19 protein-coding genes are annotated in these 19,912 nt (G+C 39.2%); 18 read left to right on the top strand and 1 reads right to left on the bottom strand.

Translation table 11 applies throughout. The features are described from left to right. Positions 1 to 223: 223 nt before the first annotated feature. The 18 genes from B2V22_RS03925 (at position 224) to B2V22_RS03840 (ending at position 19,245) form a co-directional block, all read left to right on the top strand. Positions 224 to 1,825: a CTP synthase gene (locus tag B2V22_RS03925; RefSeq protein ID WP_290490678.1), complete on the top strand. Its 1,602-nt coding sequence runs from the start codon at positions 224 to 226 to the stop codon at positions 1,823 to 1,825. A 389-nt stretch (positions 1,826 to 2,214) separates the two neighbouring features. Next, positions 2,215 to 2,922, top strand: a complete 708-nt coding sequence (pyrF, locus tag B2V22_RS03920; protein ID WP_290490677.1) for an orotidine-5'-phosphate decarboxylase — start codon at positions 2,215 to 2,217, stop codon at positions 2,920 to 2,922. A gap of 12 nt (positions 2,923 to 2,934) precedes the next feature. After that, positions 2,935 to 3,576 carry an orotate phosphoribosyltransferase gene (gene pyrE, locus B2V22_RS03915; protein ID WP_290490676.1) on the top strand — a complete coding sequence of 214 codons (642 nt, stop codon included), beginning with the start codon at positions 2,935 to 2,937 and terminating at the stop codon, positions 3,574 to 3,576. A 162-nt stretch (positions 3,577 to 3,738) separates the two neighbouring features. Beyond that, entirely contained in the window at positions 3,739 to 5,004 is a 1,266-nt protein-coding gene (locus B2V22_RS03910) for an MFS transporter (protein WP_396159381.1), read from the top strand. 166 nt (positions 5,005 to 5,170) lie between these two features. Continuing rightward, entirely contained in the window at positions 5,171 to 5,545 is a 375-nt protein-coding gene (locus tag B2V22_RS03905) for a YbaN family protein (RefSeq protein WP_290490674.1), read from the top strand. 19 nt (positions 5,546 to 5,564) lie between these two features. Beyond that, the gene (locus tag B2V22_RS03900) at positions 5,565 to 6,509 is read left to right on the top strand and encodes an FAD:protein FMN transferase (RefSeq protein ID WP_290490673.1); all 945 of its coding nucleotides are present in this window, start codon (positions 5,565 to 5,567) and stop codon (positions 6,507 to 6,509) included. 36 nt (positions 6,510 to 6,545) lie between these two features. Next, positions 6,546 to 7,151, top strand: a complete 606-nt coding sequence (locus B2V22_RS03895) for an NADPH-dependent FMN reductase (protein WP_290490672.1) — start codon at positions 6,546 to 6,548, stop codon at positions 7,149 to 7,151. 19 nt (positions 7,152 to 7,170) lie between these two features. Next, a complete protein-coding gene (locus tag B2V22_RS03890; RefSeq protein ID WP_290490671.1) occupies positions 7,171 to 8,451 on the top strand; it encodes an NAD(P)H-dependent oxidoreductase in 1,281 nt (426 codons plus the stop codon). A 247-nt stretch (positions 8,452 to 8,698) separates the two neighbouring features. Further along, complete coding sequence (fba, locus tag B2V22_RS03885; protein ID WP_290490670.1) at positions 8,699 to 9,553, top strand: class II fructose-1,6-bisphosphate aldolase; 855 nt, start codon at positions 8,699 to 8,701, stop codon at positions 9,551 to 9,553. A 440-nt stretch (positions 9,554 to 9,993) separates the two neighbouring features. Next, the gene (locus tag B2V22_RS03880) at positions 9,994 to 11,274 is read left to right on the top strand and encodes a UDP-N-acetylglucosamine 1-carboxyvinyltransferase (protein WP_290490669.1); all 1,281 of its coding nucleotides are present in this window, start codon (positions 9,994 to 9,996) and stop codon (positions 11,272 to 11,274) included. A 216-nt stretch (positions 11,275 to 11,490) separates the two neighbouring features. Beyond that, positions 11,491 to 12,786: a transcription termination factor Rho gene (rho, locus tag B2V22_RS03875; RefSeq protein ID WP_290490668.1), complete on the top strand. Its 1,296-nt coding sequence runs from the start codon at positions 11,491 to 11,493 to the stop codon at positions 12,784 to 12,786. Between the two features lie 104 nt (positions 12,787 to 12,890). After that, complete coding sequence (locus B2V22_RS03870) at positions 12,891 to 13,157, top strand: type B 50S ribosomal protein L31 (protein ID WP_003142271.1); 267 nt, start codon at positions 12,891 to 12,893, stop codon at positions 13,155 to 13,157. 215 nt (positions 13,158 to 13,372) lie between these two features. Then, entirely contained in the window at positions 13,373 to 13,756 is a 384-nt protein-coding gene (locus B2V22_RS03865) for a RidA family protein (protein ID WP_290490667.1), read from the top strand. Positions 13,757 to 14,034: 278 nt separating this feature from the next. Then, complete coding sequence (locus B2V22_RS03860) at positions 14,035 to 14,874, top strand: ABC transporter permease (RefSeq protein WP_290490666.1); 840 nt, start codon at positions 14,035 to 14,037, stop codon at positions 14,872 to 14,874. After that, positions 14,874 to 15,677, top strand: a complete 804-nt coding sequence (locus B2V22_RS03855; RefSeq protein WP_290490665.1) for an ABC transporter permease — start codon at positions 14,874 to 14,876, stop codon at positions 15,675 to 15,677. The genes B2V22_RS03860 and B2V22_RS03855 overlap by 1 nt, the downstream gene beginning before the upstream one ends. Next, the gene (locus B2V22_RS03850; protein ID WP_290490664.1) at positions 15,677 to 16,732 is read left to right on the top strand and encodes an ABC transporter ATP-binding protein; all 1,056 of its coding nucleotides are present in this window, start codon (positions 15,677 to 15,679) and stop codon (positions 16,730 to 16,732) included. The genes B2V22_RS03855 and B2V22_RS03850 overlap by 1 nt, the downstream gene beginning before the upstream one ends. A gap of 53 nt (positions 16,733 to 16,785) precedes the next feature. Continuing rightward, positions 16,786 to 17,889 (top strand): extracellular solute-binding protein, encoded by a 1,104-nt coding sequence (locus tag B2V22_RS03845; protein WP_290490663.1) that lies wholly within the window; start codon positions 16,786 to 16,788, stop codon positions 17,887 to 17,889. A gap of 15 nt (positions 17,890 to 17,904) precedes the next feature. Then, on the top strand, positions 17,905 to 19,245 hold the full coding sequence (locus tag B2V22_RS03840; protein WP_290490662.1) for an amidohydrolase: 1,341 nt from the start codon (positions 17,905 to 17,907) through the stop codon (positions 19,243 to 19,245). A gap of 127 nt (positions 19,246 to 19,372) precedes the next feature. Here the strand turns inward: B2V22_RS03840 and B2V22_RS03835 are convergent, their stop codons facing one another. Further along, on the bottom strand, positions 19,373 to 19,837 hold the full coding sequence (locus tag B2V22_RS03835) for a GNAT family N-acetyltransferase (protein ID WP_290490661.1): 465 nt from the start codon (positions 19,835 to 19,837) through the stop codon (positions 19,373 to 19,375). Positions 19,838 to 19,912: the final 75 nt, after the last annotated feature.

Raw genomic sequence — 19,912 nt, 5'->3', positions numbered from 1 at the left:
CTAAACTTCTATAAAAAACATGTTGTTTTTCCTTGACTCAAATAAGTGAATGAATTATTATTCTATTTGGGCACTTTAGTTTCATAACTATTGTGAGATGAACACGTTACTCCCTGTCTTTCTTAGGAAAGATGGGGATTTTTTTATTTTTTCTAAGGAAAATAGTTATCCGCATCTCCCTTCTTATGTAAGCATATAAATTTTTTGGAAAAGGAAGGATATCATGACAAAGTATATTTTTGTAACCGGTGGGGTAGTTTCTTCAATCGGTAAAGGTTTAGTTGCAGCATCTTTAGGACGTTTATTAAAAAATAGAGGTTTAAAAGTAACCATTCAAAAGTTTGACCCATACATTAACGTTGACCCAGGTACAATGAGCCCTTATCAACATGGGGAAGTATTTGTGTTAAATGATGGAACTGAAACAGACCTAGACTTAGGTCACTACGAACGTTTTATTGATATCAACTTAAATCAATACTCAAACGTGACAACTGGTAAAATCTACTCAGAAGTTATCAACAAAGAACGTCGCGGGGACTACTTAGGGGCAACTGTCCAAGTAATTCCACACATTACTGACTCAATCAAAGATAAAATCTTACGTGCTGGTGATACAACAGGCGCTGACGTCGTGATCACTGAGGTTGGTGGTACAGTTGGGGATATCGAATCAACACCATTCGTTGAAGCATTACGTCAAATGCGTTCACAAGTTGGCGCTGACAACGTATGCTACATCCACACAACTTTACTACCATATATCGCAGCAGCTGGTGAGTTGAAAACAAAACCTACGCAACACTCTGTGAAAGAATTACGTGGTATGGGGATTCAACCTAATATCTTGGTTGTACGTTCAGAACACCCACTACCAGACGGTATGACTGCGAAAATCGCTCAATTCTGTGACGTTGAAGAAGATGCCGTTATCGAGAATCGCGACGTAGAAACAATCTACACACTACCATTGCGTCTACAACAAGAAGGTTTAGACGATAAAGTATGTGAAGTATTAGGTCTAGACGAAACACCAGAAGCAGACATGCGCGAATGGCGTAACCTTGAAAACCGTGTATTAAACCTATCTAAGAAAGTGAAAATCGCTTTAGTTGGTAAATACGTATCGCTTCAAGACGCTTACCTATCAGTAGCAGAATCATTACGTCACGCCGGCTATGCCCACGATGCAGAAATCGACATCGACTGGATCGACTCTGAAACCATTACAGCGGACAACGTACAAGAGATCCTTGGTAATGCTGACGGTATCTTAGTACCAGGTGGTTTCGGTAACCGTGGTATTGAAGGTAAAATCCAAGCCATCAAATACGCACGTGAAAACAATGTACCATTCCAAGGTATCTGTTTAGGGCTACAAGTGGCTTCTATTGAATTTGCTCGTCACGTATTAGGTTACACAGACGCTAACTCAACTGAAATCAATCCAAACACTGAACACCCAGTAATCGACTTGATGACAACACAATCAGGCCTTGAAAACTTAGGTGGTACACAACGTTTAGGTCTATACCCATGTGCCCTTAAAGAAGGTTCTAAAGCACGTGAATTATACAACAATGAAGCCTTAGTTGAAGAGCGTCACCGTCACCGTTGGGAATTCAATAACACTTACCGTGAAGAATTCGAAAAAGCTGGTATGATTTTCTCTGGAACATCACCAGATGGCAACCTAGTTGAAATCATTGAAATTCCAGAACATCCATTCTTTGTGGCATCCCAATTCCACCCAGAATTTATCTCACGTCCAGACCGTCCACAAGCAATCTTTAATGGATTCATTGGCGCGGCATTAGAAGCGTAAGAATTATAAATTGTAAATTATCCGTTCTTTTTGTACGTTTTGTATAAGAGAACGGATATTTTTTAATTGTATATCCTTGTCTTATCAAGATTTCGTTGATAATGTAAATATTTATTAAAATATATGTTGACTCTTTCTTTCTAAGTCGGTACAATAGCCAACAGAGTAAAAACAGGGGAAACTGCACTAGCGTATGGATGCCCTGCACATAAGAGCTGTTCGCTCACAAGAATAACCACTTTATTTTGTTAGTGAACAAATTTTAAGACCAGCATCCGCTAGTATATAATCAGCAACCTTGTTTCGTTGTTGGTTATTTTTTTTGCCCATTTTTAGATAAATGAGAAAAAAATGAAAAGATAATAGAAAAATATGAGAGGAAGTGCCATGTGGATCCGAAGAAACCAATTATTGCCTTAGATTTTCCTAATCAAGAAGAGGTATTTGCGTTCCTTGATCAGTTCCAAGGTCAACAACTAAATGTAAAAGTAGGTATGGAATTGTTTTATGCTGGTGGGACAGCTTTCTTAAAAGAGTTACAAGCAAAAGGCCACGACATTTTCTTAGACTTGAAATTATACGATATTCCCAATACGGTTGAGCGCGCAATGGCCATTTTAGCCAGTACTGGTGTTGCAATGGTCAATGTACATGCGGCTGGTGGGAAAGAGATGATGCAAGCAGCGCTTCGTGGTTTAGAGGCAGGTTCGACAGGTAAACGCCCGATGTTAATTAGTGTCACGCAATTAACGTCCACTTCTACTGAACAAATGAACGAAGAACAAGGAATTCCAGGTGAAGTATTGGATTCAGTATTGCGCTACGCTAGATTAACTAAAGCAGCGGGCCTTGATGGTGTGGTTTGTTCACCACTTGAAGCAGCAGCTATTAAAGAAGCTTGCGGAGAAGACTTCCAAACAATTACACCGGGTATCCGCCTAGCGACTTCTGTTGCGGATGACCAAAAACGAATCATGACACCAAGCCAAGCAGCCCAAGGCGGTTCTGATTATATCGTTGTTGGACGACCAATTACACAAGCCAATAACTCAAAAGTAACTTACGATCAAATCACAGCTGATTGGTCTGGACAATAAGGAGGGTGCAAGATGACAGTAGAAAAAGCCGATTTGGTAGCACAAAAATTACTAGAGATTAAAGCTGTAAACTTTAGCCCTGAGGCACCATATACTTGGGCCAGCGGACTTAAAGCGCCGATTTATACAGATAACCGATTAATCATGTCATACCCGAGTGTGCGTTCAACAGTGGAAGATGCTTTGGCTGAATTAATCAAAGAAAACTTCCCTGACGTAGATGTGATTGCAGGTACTGCAACTGCTGGTATTCCACATGCTGCATTTGTAAGTGAACGTTTAGACTTACCAATGATTTATGTGCGTTCTTCTGCCAAAGATCACGGTAAGCAAAATGCTATTGAAGGTGCTTTAGAAGCAGGCGCAAAAGTAGTGATCATTGAAGACTTGATTTCAACTGGTGGTAGCGTGATTACTGCAGCTGACAAGATTCAAGAAGCGGGCGGCCAAGTAGTAGCAGCAGTAGCTATTTTTGACTATTTATTAGCAGCTTCAAAAGATGCTTTCAAACAAGCTGGCTATCCTTTAATGACCTTGACAAACTACGTGAAGATTTTGGATTACGCAGTAAAAGATCCTAAATTATCACCACATTATGACAAGTTGATGGAATGGTACAAAGACCCTAAAGCTTGGTCTGAAAAACACGGTTAAGTTGATTTAACCTGCTATACAAATAACAGCGTTACAAAATTTATGTCCTTATTTTTTTTTGCCCATTTTTATTTTCACGGTGACTAAATGAGGGAATTACACCAGTTTTACCAAAAAAGGAGCACAAAAATGGAAAAAACAATCGAAAAAAATGCATTACAAGTGGAAGATCACAAGTTAAACAAATCGCAACGAAACGCCTTGATTGCTGCTATTGTTGCATCAGGGACAGATGATTTGAACGTGATGTTCTTATCATTTTCAATGTCATCTATCATCAGCCAATTAGGGATTTCAAGTGTAGCTGCTGGTTGGATCGCGACAATTACCAACTTAGGGATGCTAGCTGGAGGTTTGCTATTCGGGGTCTTAGCTGACCGTTGGGACAAGATGAAGGTTTTCTACTTAACAATTCTTACTTTCTCTATCGCAACAGCTTTAATCTTCTTCACGCCAAATATTCAATACCTATACCTACTACGCTTTATCGCAGGAATCGGGGTTGGTGGTGAGTACGGGGTAGCCATCTCGATTATGGCCGGACTTGTTCCTGCTAAACAATTAGGCCGGATTTCATCCTTGAACGGGATTGTCGGTCAAATCGGTTCTATCAGTTCGGCGCTTCTAGCAGGTTTTATTGTACCAACACTTGGTTGGAGAGGGTTGTTTCTATTCGGGATCTTACCAATCCTAGTGGTTGTGTGGGCTAAATTAACTATTAATGAAGATGAATTAGGGATTAATACAGACGAAGTGACAGAAGACCTTGTAGAGATTGATGACAGGGAGAAGCCAGCTATTAGAGACCTGTTCAAGACACCAGGGCAAGCCTATCAAACAATCATCTTAATGGTGATGACAACTGTACAAATTGCTGGTTATTTTGGAATGATGAACTGGTTACCAACTATTATGCAAGAACAAGTTGGGGTAACTGTTTCAGGTTCATCTACTTGGATGGTGACAACAATCTTAGGTATGTGTTTAGGGATGCTAACATTTGGACAAATCTTAGATAGATTAGGGCCAAGATTGTCTTATGGTGTCTACTTAATCGCGTCAGCAGTTTCAGTTTACTTGTTCACTTTTGCCAACTCAGCTATGACCATCTTAATCGGTGGTGCCGTCGTTGGTTTCTTCGTAAACGGTATGTTCGCAGGCTACGGGGCAATGATTTCACGTCTTTATCCATTTAAAATCAATGCGATTGCCAACAACACGATTTTAAACGTTGGACGCGCAGTCGGTGGGTTCTCCTCAGTAATTATTGGTTTCATCTTAGATGCTTCTGGTGTGGGTATGGTCATGCTTTTCTTAGCCAGCCTTTACCTAGTCAGCTTTATCGCCATGATGAGCTTGCCACAATTGAAACAAGCGAACTATGAAAAACATCAATTAAATATTCGTCATAAGGCGCTAGATAAGTAATACAATTTGGTTCAAGATTGATAATAAAATAAGACATATTTTAGAGGGTGCAACACAAATGTTGCACCCTCTTTTTGTCATTTGGATATTTCATTGACGGGATAAATATAGTTTGATAATTTGAGGTAGATATACCATGTGATTTTTTTCTCAAGGGGGGTGAGTAATGCAAATGAGAACTATTAAAGAGAAGGTTTTTCTAATAATGGGCTTATTGAGTGTGATCCTAGGGAGTATAGGCGTTATATTGCCTGTTCTACCGACAACCCCATTCTTGTTGCTCGCTGGCTGGTTTTTCACGCGAAGTTCACCGCGATTTAAAAACTGGTTAGAATCTACTCGTTTATATGAAAACTATGTAGGCGAATTTAAGCGACAGGGTGGTATCAGCAAGCGCAAAAAAATTCATATCCTAATGACAACTTATCTTGTGATGGGTTTATCAATGTTACTTATGCCATTAAAAGGTGTACAAATTTTTGTAGGCGTTTGTGGTTTAATTTTTGGTTACTGTCTACTATTTAGGGTGGAAGAGGTTTAAGGAGTTGGAGGCTAGTGATTTGGACTTTGAGCAACGGCATTCTATAAATTTGATGGGTACGACGATTGACCTAATGGTTGACCATCCAAATAGTCATTCTTTATTACTTGCTGCAGTCCAGCGTTTGTTTCAATTGGAAGCGCGTTTTTCAGCGAATGACCCATCTTCTGAATTAATGGCGGTTAATCAAATGGCAGGAGTTAAGGCTGTACGCGTTCATCCAGAGCTATTTCATCTCATTCAAATCGGTAAAAAAGAGAGTATTACATCGGGACGAAAGCTAAATATAGCTATTGGACCGTTAGTTAACTTATGGCGGATTGGTTTTTCGGATTATCGTAAACCTAGCCAGCAAGAGATTGATGGTCGGCTGACTTTAGTAGACCCGAATGAAATTCATCTGGATGAAATAAAGAAAACAGTTTACCTTACTAAGCCAGGTATGTCGATTGATTTAGGTGCGCTTGCAAAAGGGTATGCGGCAGATCAAATTATCGCCTATTTCAAAAATCAAGGCGTAACCAGGGCATCTATTAATCTTGGTGGTAACCTTAGATTCTATGGCCATCGACCCAGTCATACAGAAAGTACACATTGGCGTATAGGTATCCAAGATCCTGACCAAACCCGTGGTTATAACAAGGCCATTGTCGATTTAAGTAACCGATCGGTTGTAACGTCTGGGGATTACGTACGCGTATTCGAACAGGATGGACATCTTTACCATCATATTTTAGATTCCACAAATGGTAAGCCATTTCAAGCGGACGTTCGCAGTGTCACTGTGGTAAGTGAATCTTCGTTAGATGGTGAAATTTGGACTACTCGATTGTTTCCCTTATCTAAGGAAGCAATTATCAATCAAGCAGAACAAATAGAACAGATTGAAGTGTTGGTTGTTGACCAACAGGGACAAGTCACCTATACATCTGGTTTAGAGGGCAAAGTTGAACTTATTTGTTAGCAGGTTATATTTCTACTATAGAAAGGACAGAAAATCATGAAACATATTATCGGAATCGTAGGGACAAATTCTAAGAAATCTACTAATAGAAAACTTCTTAAATATATTCAGAAACATTTTGCAGATCAAGCTGAAATTGAATTATTGGAAATCCGTGATTATCCAATATTTACTAAACCAGAAGATAAGACACTTCCAAATATTGTTGAAGAGGACGCTAAAAAAATCGAGCAAGCAGATGCGGTCATTATTAGTGCTGCAGAATATAATCATTCCATTACTTCTTCACTAACTAATGCCTTACATTGGTTAAGCTATTATATTTATCCCTTAGCAGATAAACCAATTATGATTACTGGTGCCTCTAACGGTCGTTTAGGATCTTCTAGAGCACAAATGCACTTGCGCCAGATTCTAGACTCACCGGATATTAGAGCACGTGTGATACCAAATTCAGAATTTCTATTAGGAAATTCTTTACAAGCTTTTGATGATGATGGTGATTTAAGTGACCAAAAATCTGTTAAACAATTAGAAGATATTTTTAAAGAATTTATTCAATTTATTGATCATACACAAGAATTTACGCAGCTAAGAACTGAGACAAAAGCAGCTGCTGAAAACTACGAGTGGACCAAGTAGAAAGGACTAGGGTGACAAAATGAAAATTGTTGGAATTGTTGGCTCAACTGCTGAAAAATCATATAACCGTTTATTGTTACAATATATTCAAAGAGAATTCACTGATTTATTTGATCTAGAGATTCTTGAAATTGACCAAATACCTTTATTTAACCAAGATAACCCGGAGTTAGCGACAGAGGGGCCTGTTCATACATTGAATCGGAAGATCCGACAAGCAGATGGTGTGATTATTGCTACAGCGGAGCACAACCATACAACGCCAGGGCCTTTGAAGAGTGCATTGGAATGGCTATCCTTCACAATTCATCCATTGAAAAACAAACCTGTAAAAATCATCGGTGCTTCTTATCTAGACCAAGGAACATCACGATCACAATTACACTTACGTCAAATTCTTGAGGCACCCGGAATCGATGCCTTAGTAATGCCAGGTCAAGAGTTCCTATTAGGAAATTGTAAAGAGGCAATCAACGCTAATGGTGATTTAGTTGAACCTAGCACTGTAAGTTTCTTGAAAGGTAGCTTAGAGAAGTTTATGAAGTACGTTGAATCTGTTCAACCACTTAAAGATAACCCCGTATTCCCTGAGGAAGATTTAACTGCAACTAAGCATTGTGACACAACCATTGAAGGTGTAGACATGACCGCACCGGATTGGGTTGAGCAAGCTGCAGCAAAAGTGGGCGCTGTCGAAGGTGATACCTATGTGAAACTGGATAGAGGATTGTTAACAGTAAACCAATTAAACTGGTTCTTAAAGACTATCCCTCTTGAATTGACTTATGCAGATGAGAACAATCAGTATATTTACTATAACCGAGTGAAACCTGGTCAAGACATGTTTGCTTCTCGTTACGAAAAAGATGTTGGTAGCCCACTTGGTGCTGTTCACCCACCACGTGCTGTGAAGAACGTTTCTTGGGTAATCTCTCAATTGCGGTCAGGAAACAAGGAAGGTATCCATGTACACGTACCAATCCATAAAGATCATTATGTTGTCCATAATTATGTAGCTATTCATGATGAAGATGGTAAGTATCGTGGAATCAACGAGCATGTTTTAGACTTGCAACCTGTAATTGAGTGGTATCTAGAACAAACTGGACAAAAGGTAGTGAAGATTGAGGAAGATACAACTGATGCTTCAACTAGCGCTTCAATGAATGGTGCATGGAGTCACGACGACAAAAACGCTGTGGAAGCTGATGCTAAAAGTGCTGCAAGTGATGCAGAAGTAGCAGATACAACCACTGCAGCTATTGGTACTGATGAAGATTCGAGTGCTAGCCAATCTTAGTCAGTGTGATAGCCTAATTTAGGGAAAAAGGATATTGTTAGTCAAAAAAGCCTATAAAGGCTTAGGAATATTATTGCAAAAATTGCAAGAGCAGAATAATAAAAACGATGTATGCGTTTGCCAATTGTCATTTTATGGCATCAATTAATATTTATTTTTTTATGAGACAAAACTCTTGTAAAATGCAATTGATAAGGGTTACAATAAGCACGAGCACATCAAAATTAAAAATCAGGGGGATCTATTTATGCCATTAGAAAACATGGTCGACATGCTGACAAAAGCGAAAGACGGTCAATATGCAGTAGCACAATTAAACATTAACAACTTGGAATGGACTCAAGCTGTTTTAGAAGCAGCCCAAGCAGAAAACTCACCAGTAATTTTAGGTGTTTCTGAGGGTGCTGGTAAATACATGGGTGGCCCAGAAGTTGTTGCCGCTATGGTTAAAGCTTTAGTTGAAACTATGGAAATCACTGTTCCTGTTGCATTACATTTAGACCACGGTTCATCTTTTGAATCTGCTAAACGTGCAATCGACGCTGGATACACTTCAGTAATGATCGATGGTTCTCATCACCCAATTGAGGACAACATCGCTATGACTAAACAAGTTGTAGAATACGCACACGAACGTGGCGCTTCTGTTGAAGGTGAAATCGGTACTGTTGGTGGTACTGAAGACGGCGTTACTGCTGGTATCAACTACGCAGATAAAGAAGAATGTAAACGTATCGTTGACGAAGCGGGTATCGATGCATTAGCTGCAGCCTTAGGTTCAGTTCATGGTCCTTACTCAGGCGAACCTGTTTTAGGTTTCGATGAAATGAAAGAAATTTCTGAATACACAAACACACCATTAGTATTACACGGTGGTTCAGGTATTCCAGAAGAACAAATCAAAAAAGCTATCGAACGCGGCCATGCGAAAATCAACGTAAATACTGAATTACAAATCGTATTTACTGCTGCAGTTCGTGAAAACTTAAATAATGATGACAAAGTATACGACCCACGTAAAGTTTTAGCACCAGGTAAAGCTGCGATTGTTAAAACTGCACGTGAAACATTACGTATGTTTGGTTCTTCAAACAAAGCATAATTCATTTTAGCCAGTGAATTTCCGCTTTATATATCCTTTTTTGAGCAATGACCTTTTGGTTGTTGCTCTTTTTTTGTACTTGAAATCCTCAAATTTACGTGAAATTGCCTTTTTCCCAAGATGTTTAAACCTTTCGGATGAAAAATGGTTGGTTCATGGGTTATAATAAATTAAATATCTCTTATAACTGATTGTATATATATGTCAAATTTTACAAAGAAGTTAAAAAAACCATTAAAATTGGTGGGGATGGTAGTTATATCTTAGAGAATTAGGTATAATCAATCTTGCTTTATCTATCATAGAATCGGAAAAGTATGCAAAATCCGCATATATGATTCAAATAGGTAATTAATGAATGAACTTAACAAAAGCTAAAAGGCTTAGATAAAATGAAATAAATAAAACGAAAATGAAAACGATGAGTGAGGGGTTTTATAATGGAAAAATTTATCATCAAGGGTGGTAATCCGTTAAAGGGTGAGATTACGGTTTCTGGAGCGAAGAATAGTGCAGTTGCGCTAATTCCTGCAGCGATTATGGCGGATTCACCGGTGGTAATTGAGGGCGTACCGGAAATTGACGACGTGTTCGCTTTAATTGAAATATTGAAAGACTTTAATGTAAAGGTTGATTTCAACGAGCATGTCATGCGTATTGACCCAACGAACATGGAAAATGTCCCAATGCCTGATGGTAAGATCCAAAGCTTGCGCGCATCTTACTACTTCATGGGTGCCTTATTAGGTAAATACGGTGAGGGTGTTGTAGGTTTACCAGGTGGTTGTAACTTGGGTCCTCGTCCAATGGATTTACACTTAAAAGGGTTTGAAGCTTTAGGTGCTGAAGTAAGCAACGAATTAGGTGCTATGCACTTAACGACTAACGGTAACGGCCTTACAGGTACTGAAATTTACCTAGATGTTGTCAGCGTTGGTGCAACAATCAACATCATGTTGGCAGCTTCTCGCGCTAAAGGGATAACTGTCATTGAAAATGCAGCCCGTGAACCTGAAATCATTGATATCGCTATGTTATTAAACAAAATGGGTGCCAAGATTAAAGGTGTAGGTACTTCTACTATCCGTATTGAAGGTGTGGACGAGATGCACGGTGCTTCTCACCAACAAATTCCTGACCGTATCGAAGCCGGTACTTATATTGCAGCCGCTGCGGCAGTTGGCCAAGGAGTTACTGTCAACAATGTAATTGCTGAACATATCGAAAGTTTCCTAGCGAAATTGCGTGAGATGGGTGTCAAAATGGATATCAGCGATGATGCTATTTACATTCATCCAAATGATGGTCAATTAAAAGCTGTAGATATTAAAACAGCGCCATACCCAGGATTCGCAACTGACTTACAACAACCTATTACGCCATTATTATTAACAGCAAATGGTAACGGTAAATTAGTGGATACGATTTATCCAAAACGTGTGAAACATGTACCTGAGTTAGCGCGTATGGGTGCAAATATTGAAGCACAAAATGACCAAATTACTTACAATGGCCCTAACCAATTAACAGGTGCAACTGTCACGGCTTCAGACTTACGTGCTGGTGCTGGTCTAGTAATTGCTGGGTTAATGGCTGAAGGTGAAACTGAATTATATGGTGCCGGTAATATTTTACGTGGTTATGACCATATCGTTGAAAAATTGTCAGCTTTAGGTGCTGATATTCAATTGGTACAATACGATTATTCTACAGTAAACTAATGTTGTCGCTGTAGTGATGCATGTTAGGGCTGTGGCAAAGGTGCCGCAGTCCTTTACATTTTTACCCAAACAACAAGCAAGTCCTCTCTTAACACTTCTTAGACCCAAGGAGCTACTGGCTTCATAATGGCCAGCGACATCTTTTTGCACTCAGCTTCTAGGCGGTCGTCCTTTTCCAGAAAGTAACTAAGTATTGATAGAAATGAAGGTTTTTTTATGTCAGAAAATGAGCAAGAACACGTAAAGTTGCATAGTTTGCAGGCTATGACGTTGAAGGAGATTTACCAGTATGCAAAGGCGTATAAGGTCCCTTACTATAGTCAAATGAATAAGAAGGAGCTGATTATGGCTGTCTTGCGGGCGCAAGAGGTGAGTCAGGGCTTTATGAATGTCGAGGGTGTGCTTGATATTACGGGGTCTGATTTTGGTTTCTTGCGGTCGATTAATTATTCGCCTAGTCAGGAGGATATTTATATTTCGAATTCTCAGATTCGCCGGTTTGGTTTGCGAAATGGGGATTTAGTATCGGGGACAGCTCGTCCGCCTAAGGCTTCTGAGCGGTACTTGGGTTTGATGCATGTGTACGCGGTGAATGGTAAGGACCCAGATGAGGCGAAGGAACGGGCGCATTTTCCGGCCTTGACCCCTGTCTACCCGAATGAACAGCTACGGTTAGAGTCGATACCCGGACGTTTGTCTGCCCGGATGATTGATTTGATTTCGCCTGTTGGTTACGGTCAACGTGGTTTGATTGTGGCACCACCTAAGGCTGGTAAAACGGTCTTGATGAAGGAAATCGCTAACGGGATTACCGCCAATAATCCGGATGTTGAGTTGATCATGCTGTTAATTGATGAGCGGCCTGAAGAGGTGACGGATTTAGAGCGGTCAATTGACGGTGAAGTGGTTTCTTCTACTTTCGATCAACGGCCTGAAAACCATGTGCGGATTGCGGAGTTGGTTTTAGAACGGGCGCGTCGCTTGGTGGAAGATAAGCGTGATGTCGTTATCTTGATGGATTCAATTACGCGCTTGGCTCGTGCTTACAACTTGGTTGAGAAGCCGAGTGGCCGGACTTTATCTGGAGGTATTGACCCAGCTGCTTTCTATAAGCCAAAGAAATTCTTTGGATCAGCCCGAAATATTGAAGATGGGGGTTCCTTAACTATTCTGGCGACAGCTTTAGTAGATACGGGTTCTCGTATGGACGATATGATTTATGAGGAGTTCAAGGGAACGGGTAATGCGGAGATTCACTTATCACGTGACTTGGCAGAGTCTCGTGTCTTCCCAGCAATCGATATTCGTCGTTCATCTACTCGTAAGGAAGAGTTGTTGCATGATGAGTCGACCTTGAAAGTGTTATGGAAATTGCGCCAGACGATGAAGGGCGATATGTTGGTTTATACCAATGAAATGCTGAAAGAAATGAAGAAAACTGAAACTAATGATCAGTTTATTGAACGGCTTGATGTCTTTTTATCCAAAGGAAAAAACAAGGGTAAATCATAAATATCTACTTGAAAGTGATAGTTGATTATGATAGACTACTCGTGTTATGTTAAAAATAATCTCTGGGCTGCAGAAGTTCAGGGCGAAAAGGAGAGTATGTACAAATGAAACAAGAGATTCATCCAGATTACCATCCAGTAGTATTTATGGATACAAGTACAGGATACAAATTCTTATCTGGTTCAACAGTTCATTCTGCTGAAACAGTTGAGTGGGAAGATGGTAACACTTACCCATTGATCCGTGTTGAGACTTCATCAGACTCACATCCATTCTACACTGGACGTCAAAAATTCACACAAGCAGATGGTCGTGTGGACCGTTTCAACAAAAAATACGGTTTCAAAGACGAAAACGCAGAAGAAGCATAAAAAGACTGAATTTATCAGTTTTCAAGGGTATCCATGTTGGATATCCTTTTTTTATGTATTTAAATTTAGGGCATCATATATCTAATGTTTATAATGACGATAACTCTAAAAGGTGGATAGGGATACTTTATGTTTAATTTAACCATCGACAATTCTCCTAAATTAGTAAATAATAGATATATAAGATTAAAAAATTATTAGAGGAGATGTTATCTATGACAAAAAAAGCAATTGCAACTGAAAAAGCGCCAGCAGCTTTAGGGCCATATTCTCAAGCCGTTAGTGTGAATGGTACTGTTTATGTGTCTGGACAATTACCAATTGATCCAGCAACGGGTGAATTTGCGACTACTGATATTCAAGGGCAAACCCGTCAATCATTAACCAATATTCAAGCTATTTTAGCGGAAGCAGGATTGGATATGTCTAATGTAGTAAAGACAACAGTTTTATTAGATAATATCGATGATTTTGCGGCTATGAATGAAGTCTACGCTGAATTCTTTACAGGCGTAACACCTGCCCGTGCAGCTTTTGAAGTTGCGGCAATTCCTAAAGGTGCACTAGTAGAAATTGAAGCAGTTGCTGTAGCAGAATAATAATTGAATAACACCAATGTATTTTGAAAGAGTAGTTTTCCTTGGAGGAGGCTACTCTTTTTTTGATGGCTAGAAGAGCAATTTGATGGATTTGTCGTAGGTGACATAATGTTCGTTTTTAAGTCTTTGTAGCTACTTATATATAAAATAGGTAAAATACAAAAGGTTAAATCCGAACAATTTTATAATAAATACGTATAATATCAATAATTTTATTTTAATTCGTTCGTGTTTGTGCTTAAATGATTAGTATGTTTTAAAAGAAAGGAAGAAAAATAATGCACAAAGTAAGTCGCACGATAGCACTACTACCAACCCTTATATTGGTACTTGTGTTCTTGCTAATTCCTTTAGCCATGCTATTTGTGACCACATTTGTCACCGAATCTGGTAATCCAATTGAATATTATCGTTCGTTTTTTGAAAGTAGCTATAGTTTGAATGTCTTATGGCGAACACTTTATATCGCTTTGACTGTTACGGTGATTTGTATCATTTTAGGGGTACCGACTGCCTACTTCATATCTGGATTGAATAGTCGATGGAAGAATATCATGATGGCAGTTACTGTTTTCCCTTTATTAACCAATTCCGTGGTTCGGAGTTTTGCTTGGATTAATATTCTTGGACAAAATGGCGTGGTCAATCAGCTCTTATTATCGTTGAAGATCATTGATCAACCTTTAAGTCTCTTGTATACCGAGTTTGCGATTATCATCGGTTCTGTTTATTTGTTTCTACCAACAATGATTACTTCTTTGGTGGGGGTTATGGACAATATTGATGATGAAATTGTTGAAGCTGCTGGTAGTTTAGGATTGAACCAACTTCAAGTGTTTATCAAGGTAGTTGTACCGCTAAGTGTTTCGGGCATGATAGTTGGGTCTATTCTAGTTTTTACAGGTACCCTAACAGCTTATACCACACCGCAACTATTGGGAGGCAATCGTAATATGGTCTTGGCTACATATTTAAGACAGTCAGCGATGACACTTGGAGATTGGCAATTAGCCAGTGTGATTGCAGTGATTATGGTTGTGGTAACAGTTTTGGTTATGTGGTTATTGAATAAATTAGCTGCTCGTCTTGATCGACGGTTGTATGAGGAGGAAAACTGATGCGAAAATCTAAATTACTCCTTTTGATAGCTAGTATGGTGTTTATATTTCTGTTGATTCCTTTAGTCGTTATAGTAGTGACATCTTTTGGGACTGCGGCAACTATTCAATTCCCCATTCAAGGTTTCACACTAGATTGGTATCTAGTCGTCTTTCAATCAGAAACTTTTAAGCGTTCCTTTATGACGAGTTTAATCGTAGGCCTTGTGGCAGTAATTATTGCCCTACTTATTGGCATTCCGGCAGCTTATGCGCTGGAAAAGGGAAACTTTAAAGGGAAAAACTTCCTTAATAATATTTTCCTGTCACCCACTTTAGTTCCGGGTATGGTGATCGGGTACGTATTAATGCAGCTGGTTACCGTTCAATTTCAATTATCTATTATGACTGGATTAATCATGAGTCATTTAATTATTTCCATTCCTTATGTGATTCGAGTTGTTGGATCAGCCTTACAAAATATGGATGATTCATTGGAAGAAGCAGCATGGACGCTTGGATTAACTAGGACACAAGCTTTAATTCAGATTGTCTTGCCTAATATTCGTTCAGGAATCATGTCTGCATTTTTATTGGCGTTTATCAATTCTTTTAACAATATTCCAGTTTCAATGTTCTTGTCGGGTCCAGGTGTTTCGACGCTACCGATTACCTTAATGAGCTATATGGAATTCAACTATGACCCGTCTGTTTCAGCTTTATCCACATTATTAATGGTAGTGACTATTGTGTTAATGGTGCTAGTAGACAAAACGATTGGCATTTCTGCCATCAACCAAACCAATGATGAAGGAGGCCAATAATGGCTTTTGTAGAATTAAATAATATTGGCGTTTCTTATGATAAGAAAGAGCATTATGTTCTTGAAGACCTTTCTATTAAAATCAAGCAAGGAGAATTCCTTTCTTTACTTGGTCCTAGTGGTTGCGGGAAGACGACAACATTGCGTGTGATTGCAGGGCTAATCAATCCGCAAAAAGGGCAATTCATTCTAGATGGTGAAGATATGACGGATGTGTCTGTTCATAAACGCGGCTTTGGAATGGTTTTTCAAAGTTATGCTTTGTTTCCACATTTAAGTGTCTTTGACAATGTTGCTTTTGGTTTAAAAGCAAAAAAAATTGCGACAACAGTGATTGAAGAAAAAGTACAACGTTTTATTGAAATTTGTGGACTTAAAGGCTTTGAACAACGTTTTCCAAAACAATTATCTGGTGGTCAACGACAACGTGTAGCCTTAGCTAGAGCGCTAGTTTTAGAACCCAAGTTATTGTTATTGGATGAGCCGTTATCCAATCTAGATGCGAAACTTCGTGTAACGATGCGTCAGGAAATTCGCCGTATTCAACAACAATTAGGGATTACAACTATCTTTGTGACCCATGATCAGGAAGAGTGCTTCTCTATTTCTGACAAGGTAGCGATTATGAATCAAGGGGTTATTGAGCAATTCAATACACCAGAAGAAATCTACCGCCATCCTAGAAGTCATTTCGTAGCCGACTTTATTGGTTTTGAAAACTTCATTACTGTAACCAAGGAAGGCAGTGCATATATTGATAATAAAGGTCAGCAGTTTGAAGTGGATGCAAGTGATGAGACATCTACTGCTGGTCAAGTCGTTTTGACCATTCGCCCAGCTGACATTCAAATGAGGGCAGATGACGCTATCCCAGGAAGTAATCAAATTCGTGGAAAAATTCGTGTTCGGACCTATCTTGGTAGAGGGTATCAATATGAAGTAGCAAGTGAGCAAGGTAATTTTATTGTGACGACTGCTGATAGTGATTTATTTGAAGTTGATCAAGAGGTTACACTTACCTTACCAAGCGACCGAATGATTATATTGGCTAAATAATTGACAGAGAATGACTAGATACAGCATTGATATATAAAGAGGAGAATAATCTTATGAAGAAAAGTATTTTAACTTTAATTGGCGTTCCAGCTATTTTATTAACTTTAGCAGGTTGTGGCAATTCCGCGGCTAATCTTGAGAGTTCGTCTGCAAGTTCAAGTGATACAAACGAAACTGCTAGCAATTCTGGTGAGGCTGGTCAGTTTACTTTATCTACTTTTGGCTTAAGCCAGGATATCGTTGAGCAGGATGTTACAACACCTTTTGGGGAGAACAATAACTATGATGTTGTTTTAGAAGTAGGAAATGCGGCAGAACGCTTGTCTAAAGTTGAAAGTGGCGCTTCTACAGGGATAGATGCAATTGAGTTATCTCAATTACAAGCAGATCAAGGTGCTAGTGCAGACCTTTTTGACACTGTAACTGAAGAACAGGTACCAAATATTGCGAATTTATCTGAAGGTGCTAAGGAAGTATACGAAAATGGTGCAGGTGTACCGTATACAGTCAATAGTATTGGGATTGTTTATGATCCTGACGTAGTTGGGCATGAAATTGAAGAATGGAACCAATTATGGGACGAGGAATATGCAAGTGCCATCTCTATTCCAGATATTTCAACAACTTTTGGTCCAGCGATGTTATATCTAGCTAGTGATTATAAAGATGTGGACATTACTTCAGATAAAGGAGAAGCAGCATTTGTGGGATTAAGTGAATTATCACCAAATGTAGTCAAAACTTACGAAAAATCTTCAGATCTAGTTAATATGTTCCAAGCAGGTGAAATTGAAGTAGCCGTTGTTGCTGACTTTGCCTATGACCTTATCAAAGAAAGTAATCCAAACGTTGAATATGTAGTGCCAGAATCAGGTACTTATGCTAATTACAATACGATTAATATCCCAACTACAGCTGAAAACAAAGAAGCAGCATATGCTTATATTGACTGGAGAATTTCTCAAGAATTACAATCTACTACTGCAACTTCATTAAACGAAGCACCCGTAAATACGACGGTTGAATTATCTGAAGAAGCTGCTGCCAATAAAACTTATGGGGCTGTGGCTGAACGTGCGCAGTCAATTGACACGAAATTTGTCAATGAGCAAATGGCAGATTGGTTAACTAAATGGAATGAAACCTTGAACAAATAGCGAGGAGTTTTATCGATGAAGACACTCATAAAAAATGCATGGATAGTCACTATGGATGATGATTGGAATGATTATCCCGAAGGCTTTCTACTAATTGAAGATACAGTGATTCAAGATCTTGGGCCAATGGCCAAATATGATGACACGTATCCGGATGCTTTTGAAGAGAGTATCAAGGTGGTAGATGCTGCTGGTGGACTCCTGATACCTGGAATGATTAACACGCATTGTCATATGGGGATGATTCCTTTTCGGGGATTAGGCGATGATATGAAAGATCGGTTATTCCGGCTTTTGCTACCATTAGAGCGTAGTCTGACAAAAGAATTATGTTGTGCATCTTCCAAGATGGCAATTGCAGAAATGCTACAATCTGGTATTACGACTGTTTTTGATATGTATTTCTACGAAAATGACGTAGCAGAGGTAGCTAACGAAATGGGAATACGTGCCTTTCTTGGCCAAACTGTTCAATCGTCTACTTCGTGCGAAAATTTAAACGAAATTAATTACGGCATGAAGCTCTTACCTGAATTCATCGAAAAATGGCGTAACCATGAATTGGTGAAACCAGCGATTGGCCCACATGCGACTTATTCAGTTGACCTACCAGTCTTACAAGAAATCGCTCAAATTGCGAAGGACAATGACATCTTATATGGGATTCACATGTCGGAAATGGACCAGGAGATGGCGGAATTTAGGGAAAAATATCAATCAACACCAGTTCAGTATTTAGCTGATCAAGGCGTTTTGAATGATCATATGGTTGCTGTACACTGCATTCACACGAATGAGGAAAATATAAAAGTACTAGACCAATACGGCGTATCCGTTGCCCATTGTGTTGTAGCGAATACCAAGTCAGCTAAGGGGGTGGCACCTATTCAAAAAATGCTTGATGCGGGTGTCACAGTTGGTTTAGGAACAGATGGACCAAGCTCAGGCAATATCTTAGATATGTTCAATCAAATGCGGACTATGGCTTATGCACAAAAAACAGCCAATAAAAACCGGTCAGCATTTCCCGCTAAAGACATTTTTTACCTAGCCACACGTGGTGGGGCTAAGGCCTTGCACATAGAGAATAAGGTAGGCCAGCTGTCGATAGGCTATGAGGCTGATATTGTCTTATTAGAGACGAAGTCTTTCAATATGTTCCCAGTTTATGATCCCTATTCAACCATCGTTTACCAAGGTAAATCAGAAAATGTACAAGATGTTTGGGTTAATGGCGCCCATCTAGTAGATAATGGTCAATTAACTCGAGTACACCAAGAAGAGATGAAACGAGAAATTTCAGTGGTAATGGATGAGTTTGTAGCTACAGCAAAAGAAATGCTAGAAGAAGTGTAATTGAAAAAAGAATGGCTATGTATAAGTAAGAGTGTTGGTGAAGAAATTCGTCAGCGCTCTTTTTTGATGGTAGAAATCTTTTTTCAAAAAAAGCGACCTAACATGTCCGTTAAGTCGTTGTGATAGTTTATAAAATGTCTTCTAATGTCGTTTTAAAGGTCTGCATGCCCATTTTTTCATAGAAAGATTTGGCTGAGTCGTTGAAGGCCCAAACGTTTAGGGTGATGCGGCGGCAACCTGTATCGGCGGCTAATTCTTTAGTGGCTTGGTAAAGGGTTTGGCCGACATGTTTACCACGGGCATTTTGATCAACACAGATATCATCAATGTATAAGGATTTCTCGCCAACTAGAAACGCACTTTCAGAGGTTTCTTGGAAGATACCAAACATGTAACCAAGTACACGATTATCTTCAATAGCGACTAAAATTGGGCGTTGTGGATCTTCAATAATGTTCGCAATTTCATCCGAAGTATACTTAGGCGCTTCCTTCAGGATGTCTGGCCGAGCTTGGTGGTGAATCAAATTGACTTGTTCTAGTAGTTTTAAAATATCAGGAATATCTATACCCTGTGCGAATCGAATATCCATATGTACCTCCAAGAGATTTAATAAGTCCATGATACGCCTTTAATTCTTATTGTCAAAGTGTTTATCCCCCCTTTT

Source organism: Aerococcus sp. UBA6277, from assembly GCF_002440555.1.
Classification (GTDB): domain Bacteria; phylum Bacillota; class Bacilli; order Lactobacillales; family Aerococcaceae; genus Aerococcus.
The sequence above is the reverse complement of the archived record's forward strand: the minus strand, read 5'-3'. Positions and strand labels throughout refer to the sequence as shown.

Coding starts and splice junctions, on each gene's coding strand:
- B2V22_RS03925 (WP_290490678.1), top strand. CDS start 224: ATGACAAAGTATATTTTTGTAACCGGTGGGGTAGTTTCTTCAATCGGT.
- B2V22_RS03845 (WP_290490663.1), top strand. CDS start 16,786: ATGAAGAAAAGTATTTTAACTTTAATTGGCGTTCCAGCTATTTTATTA.
- B2V22_RS03890 (WP_290490671.1), top strand. CDS start 7,171: ATGAAAATTGTTGGAATTGTTGGCTCAACTGCTGAAAAATCATATAAC.
- B2V22_RS03895 (WP_290490672.1), top strand. CDS start 6,546: ATGAAACATATTATCGGAATCGTAGGGACAAATTCTAAGAAATCTACT.
- B2V22_RS03840 (WP_290490662.1), top strand. CDS start 17,905: ATGAAGACACTCATAAAAAATGCATGGATAGTCACTATGGATGATGAT.
- B2V22_RS03860 (WP_290490666.1), top strand. CDS start 14,035: ATGCACAAAGTAAGTCGCACGATAGCACTACTACCAACCCTTATATTG.
- pyrE (WP_290490676.1), top strand. CDS start 2,935: ATGACAGTAGAAAAAGCCGATTTGGTAGCACAAAAATTACTAGAGATT.
- B2V22_RS03905 (WP_290490674.1), top strand. CDS start 5,171: ATGCAAATGAGAACTATTAAAGAGAAGGTTTTTCTAATAATGGGCTTA.
- rho (WP_290490668.1), top strand. CDS start 11,491: ATGTCAGAAAATGAGCAAGAACACGTAAAGTTGCATAGTTTGCAGGCT.
- fba (WP_290490670.1), top strand. CDS start 8,699: ATGCCATTAGAAAACATGGTCGACATGCTGACAAAAGCGAAAGACGGT.
- B2V22_RS03850 (WP_290490664.1), top strand. CDS start 15,677: ATGGCTTTTGTAGAATTAAATAATATTGGCGTTTCTTATGATAAGAAA.
- B2V22_RS03835 (WP_290490661.1), bottom strand. CDS start 19,837: ATGGATATTCGATTCGCACAGGGTATAGATATTCCTGATATTTTAAAA.
- B2V22_RS03865 (WP_290490667.1), top strand. CDS start 13,373: ATGACAAAAAAAGCAATTGCAACTGAAAAAGCGCCAGCAGCTTTAGGG.
- B2V22_RS03880 (WP_290490669.1), top strand. CDS start 9,994: ATGGAAAAATTTATCATCAAGGGTGGTAATCCGTTAAAGGGTGAGATT.
- B2V22_RS03855 (WP_290490665.1), top strand. CDS start 14,874: ATGCGAAAATCTAAATTACTCCTTTTGATAGCTAGTATGGTGTTTATA.
- B2V22_RS03870 (WP_003142271.1), top strand. CDS start 12,891: ATGAAACAAGAGATTCATCCAGATTACCATCCAGTAGTATTTATGGAT.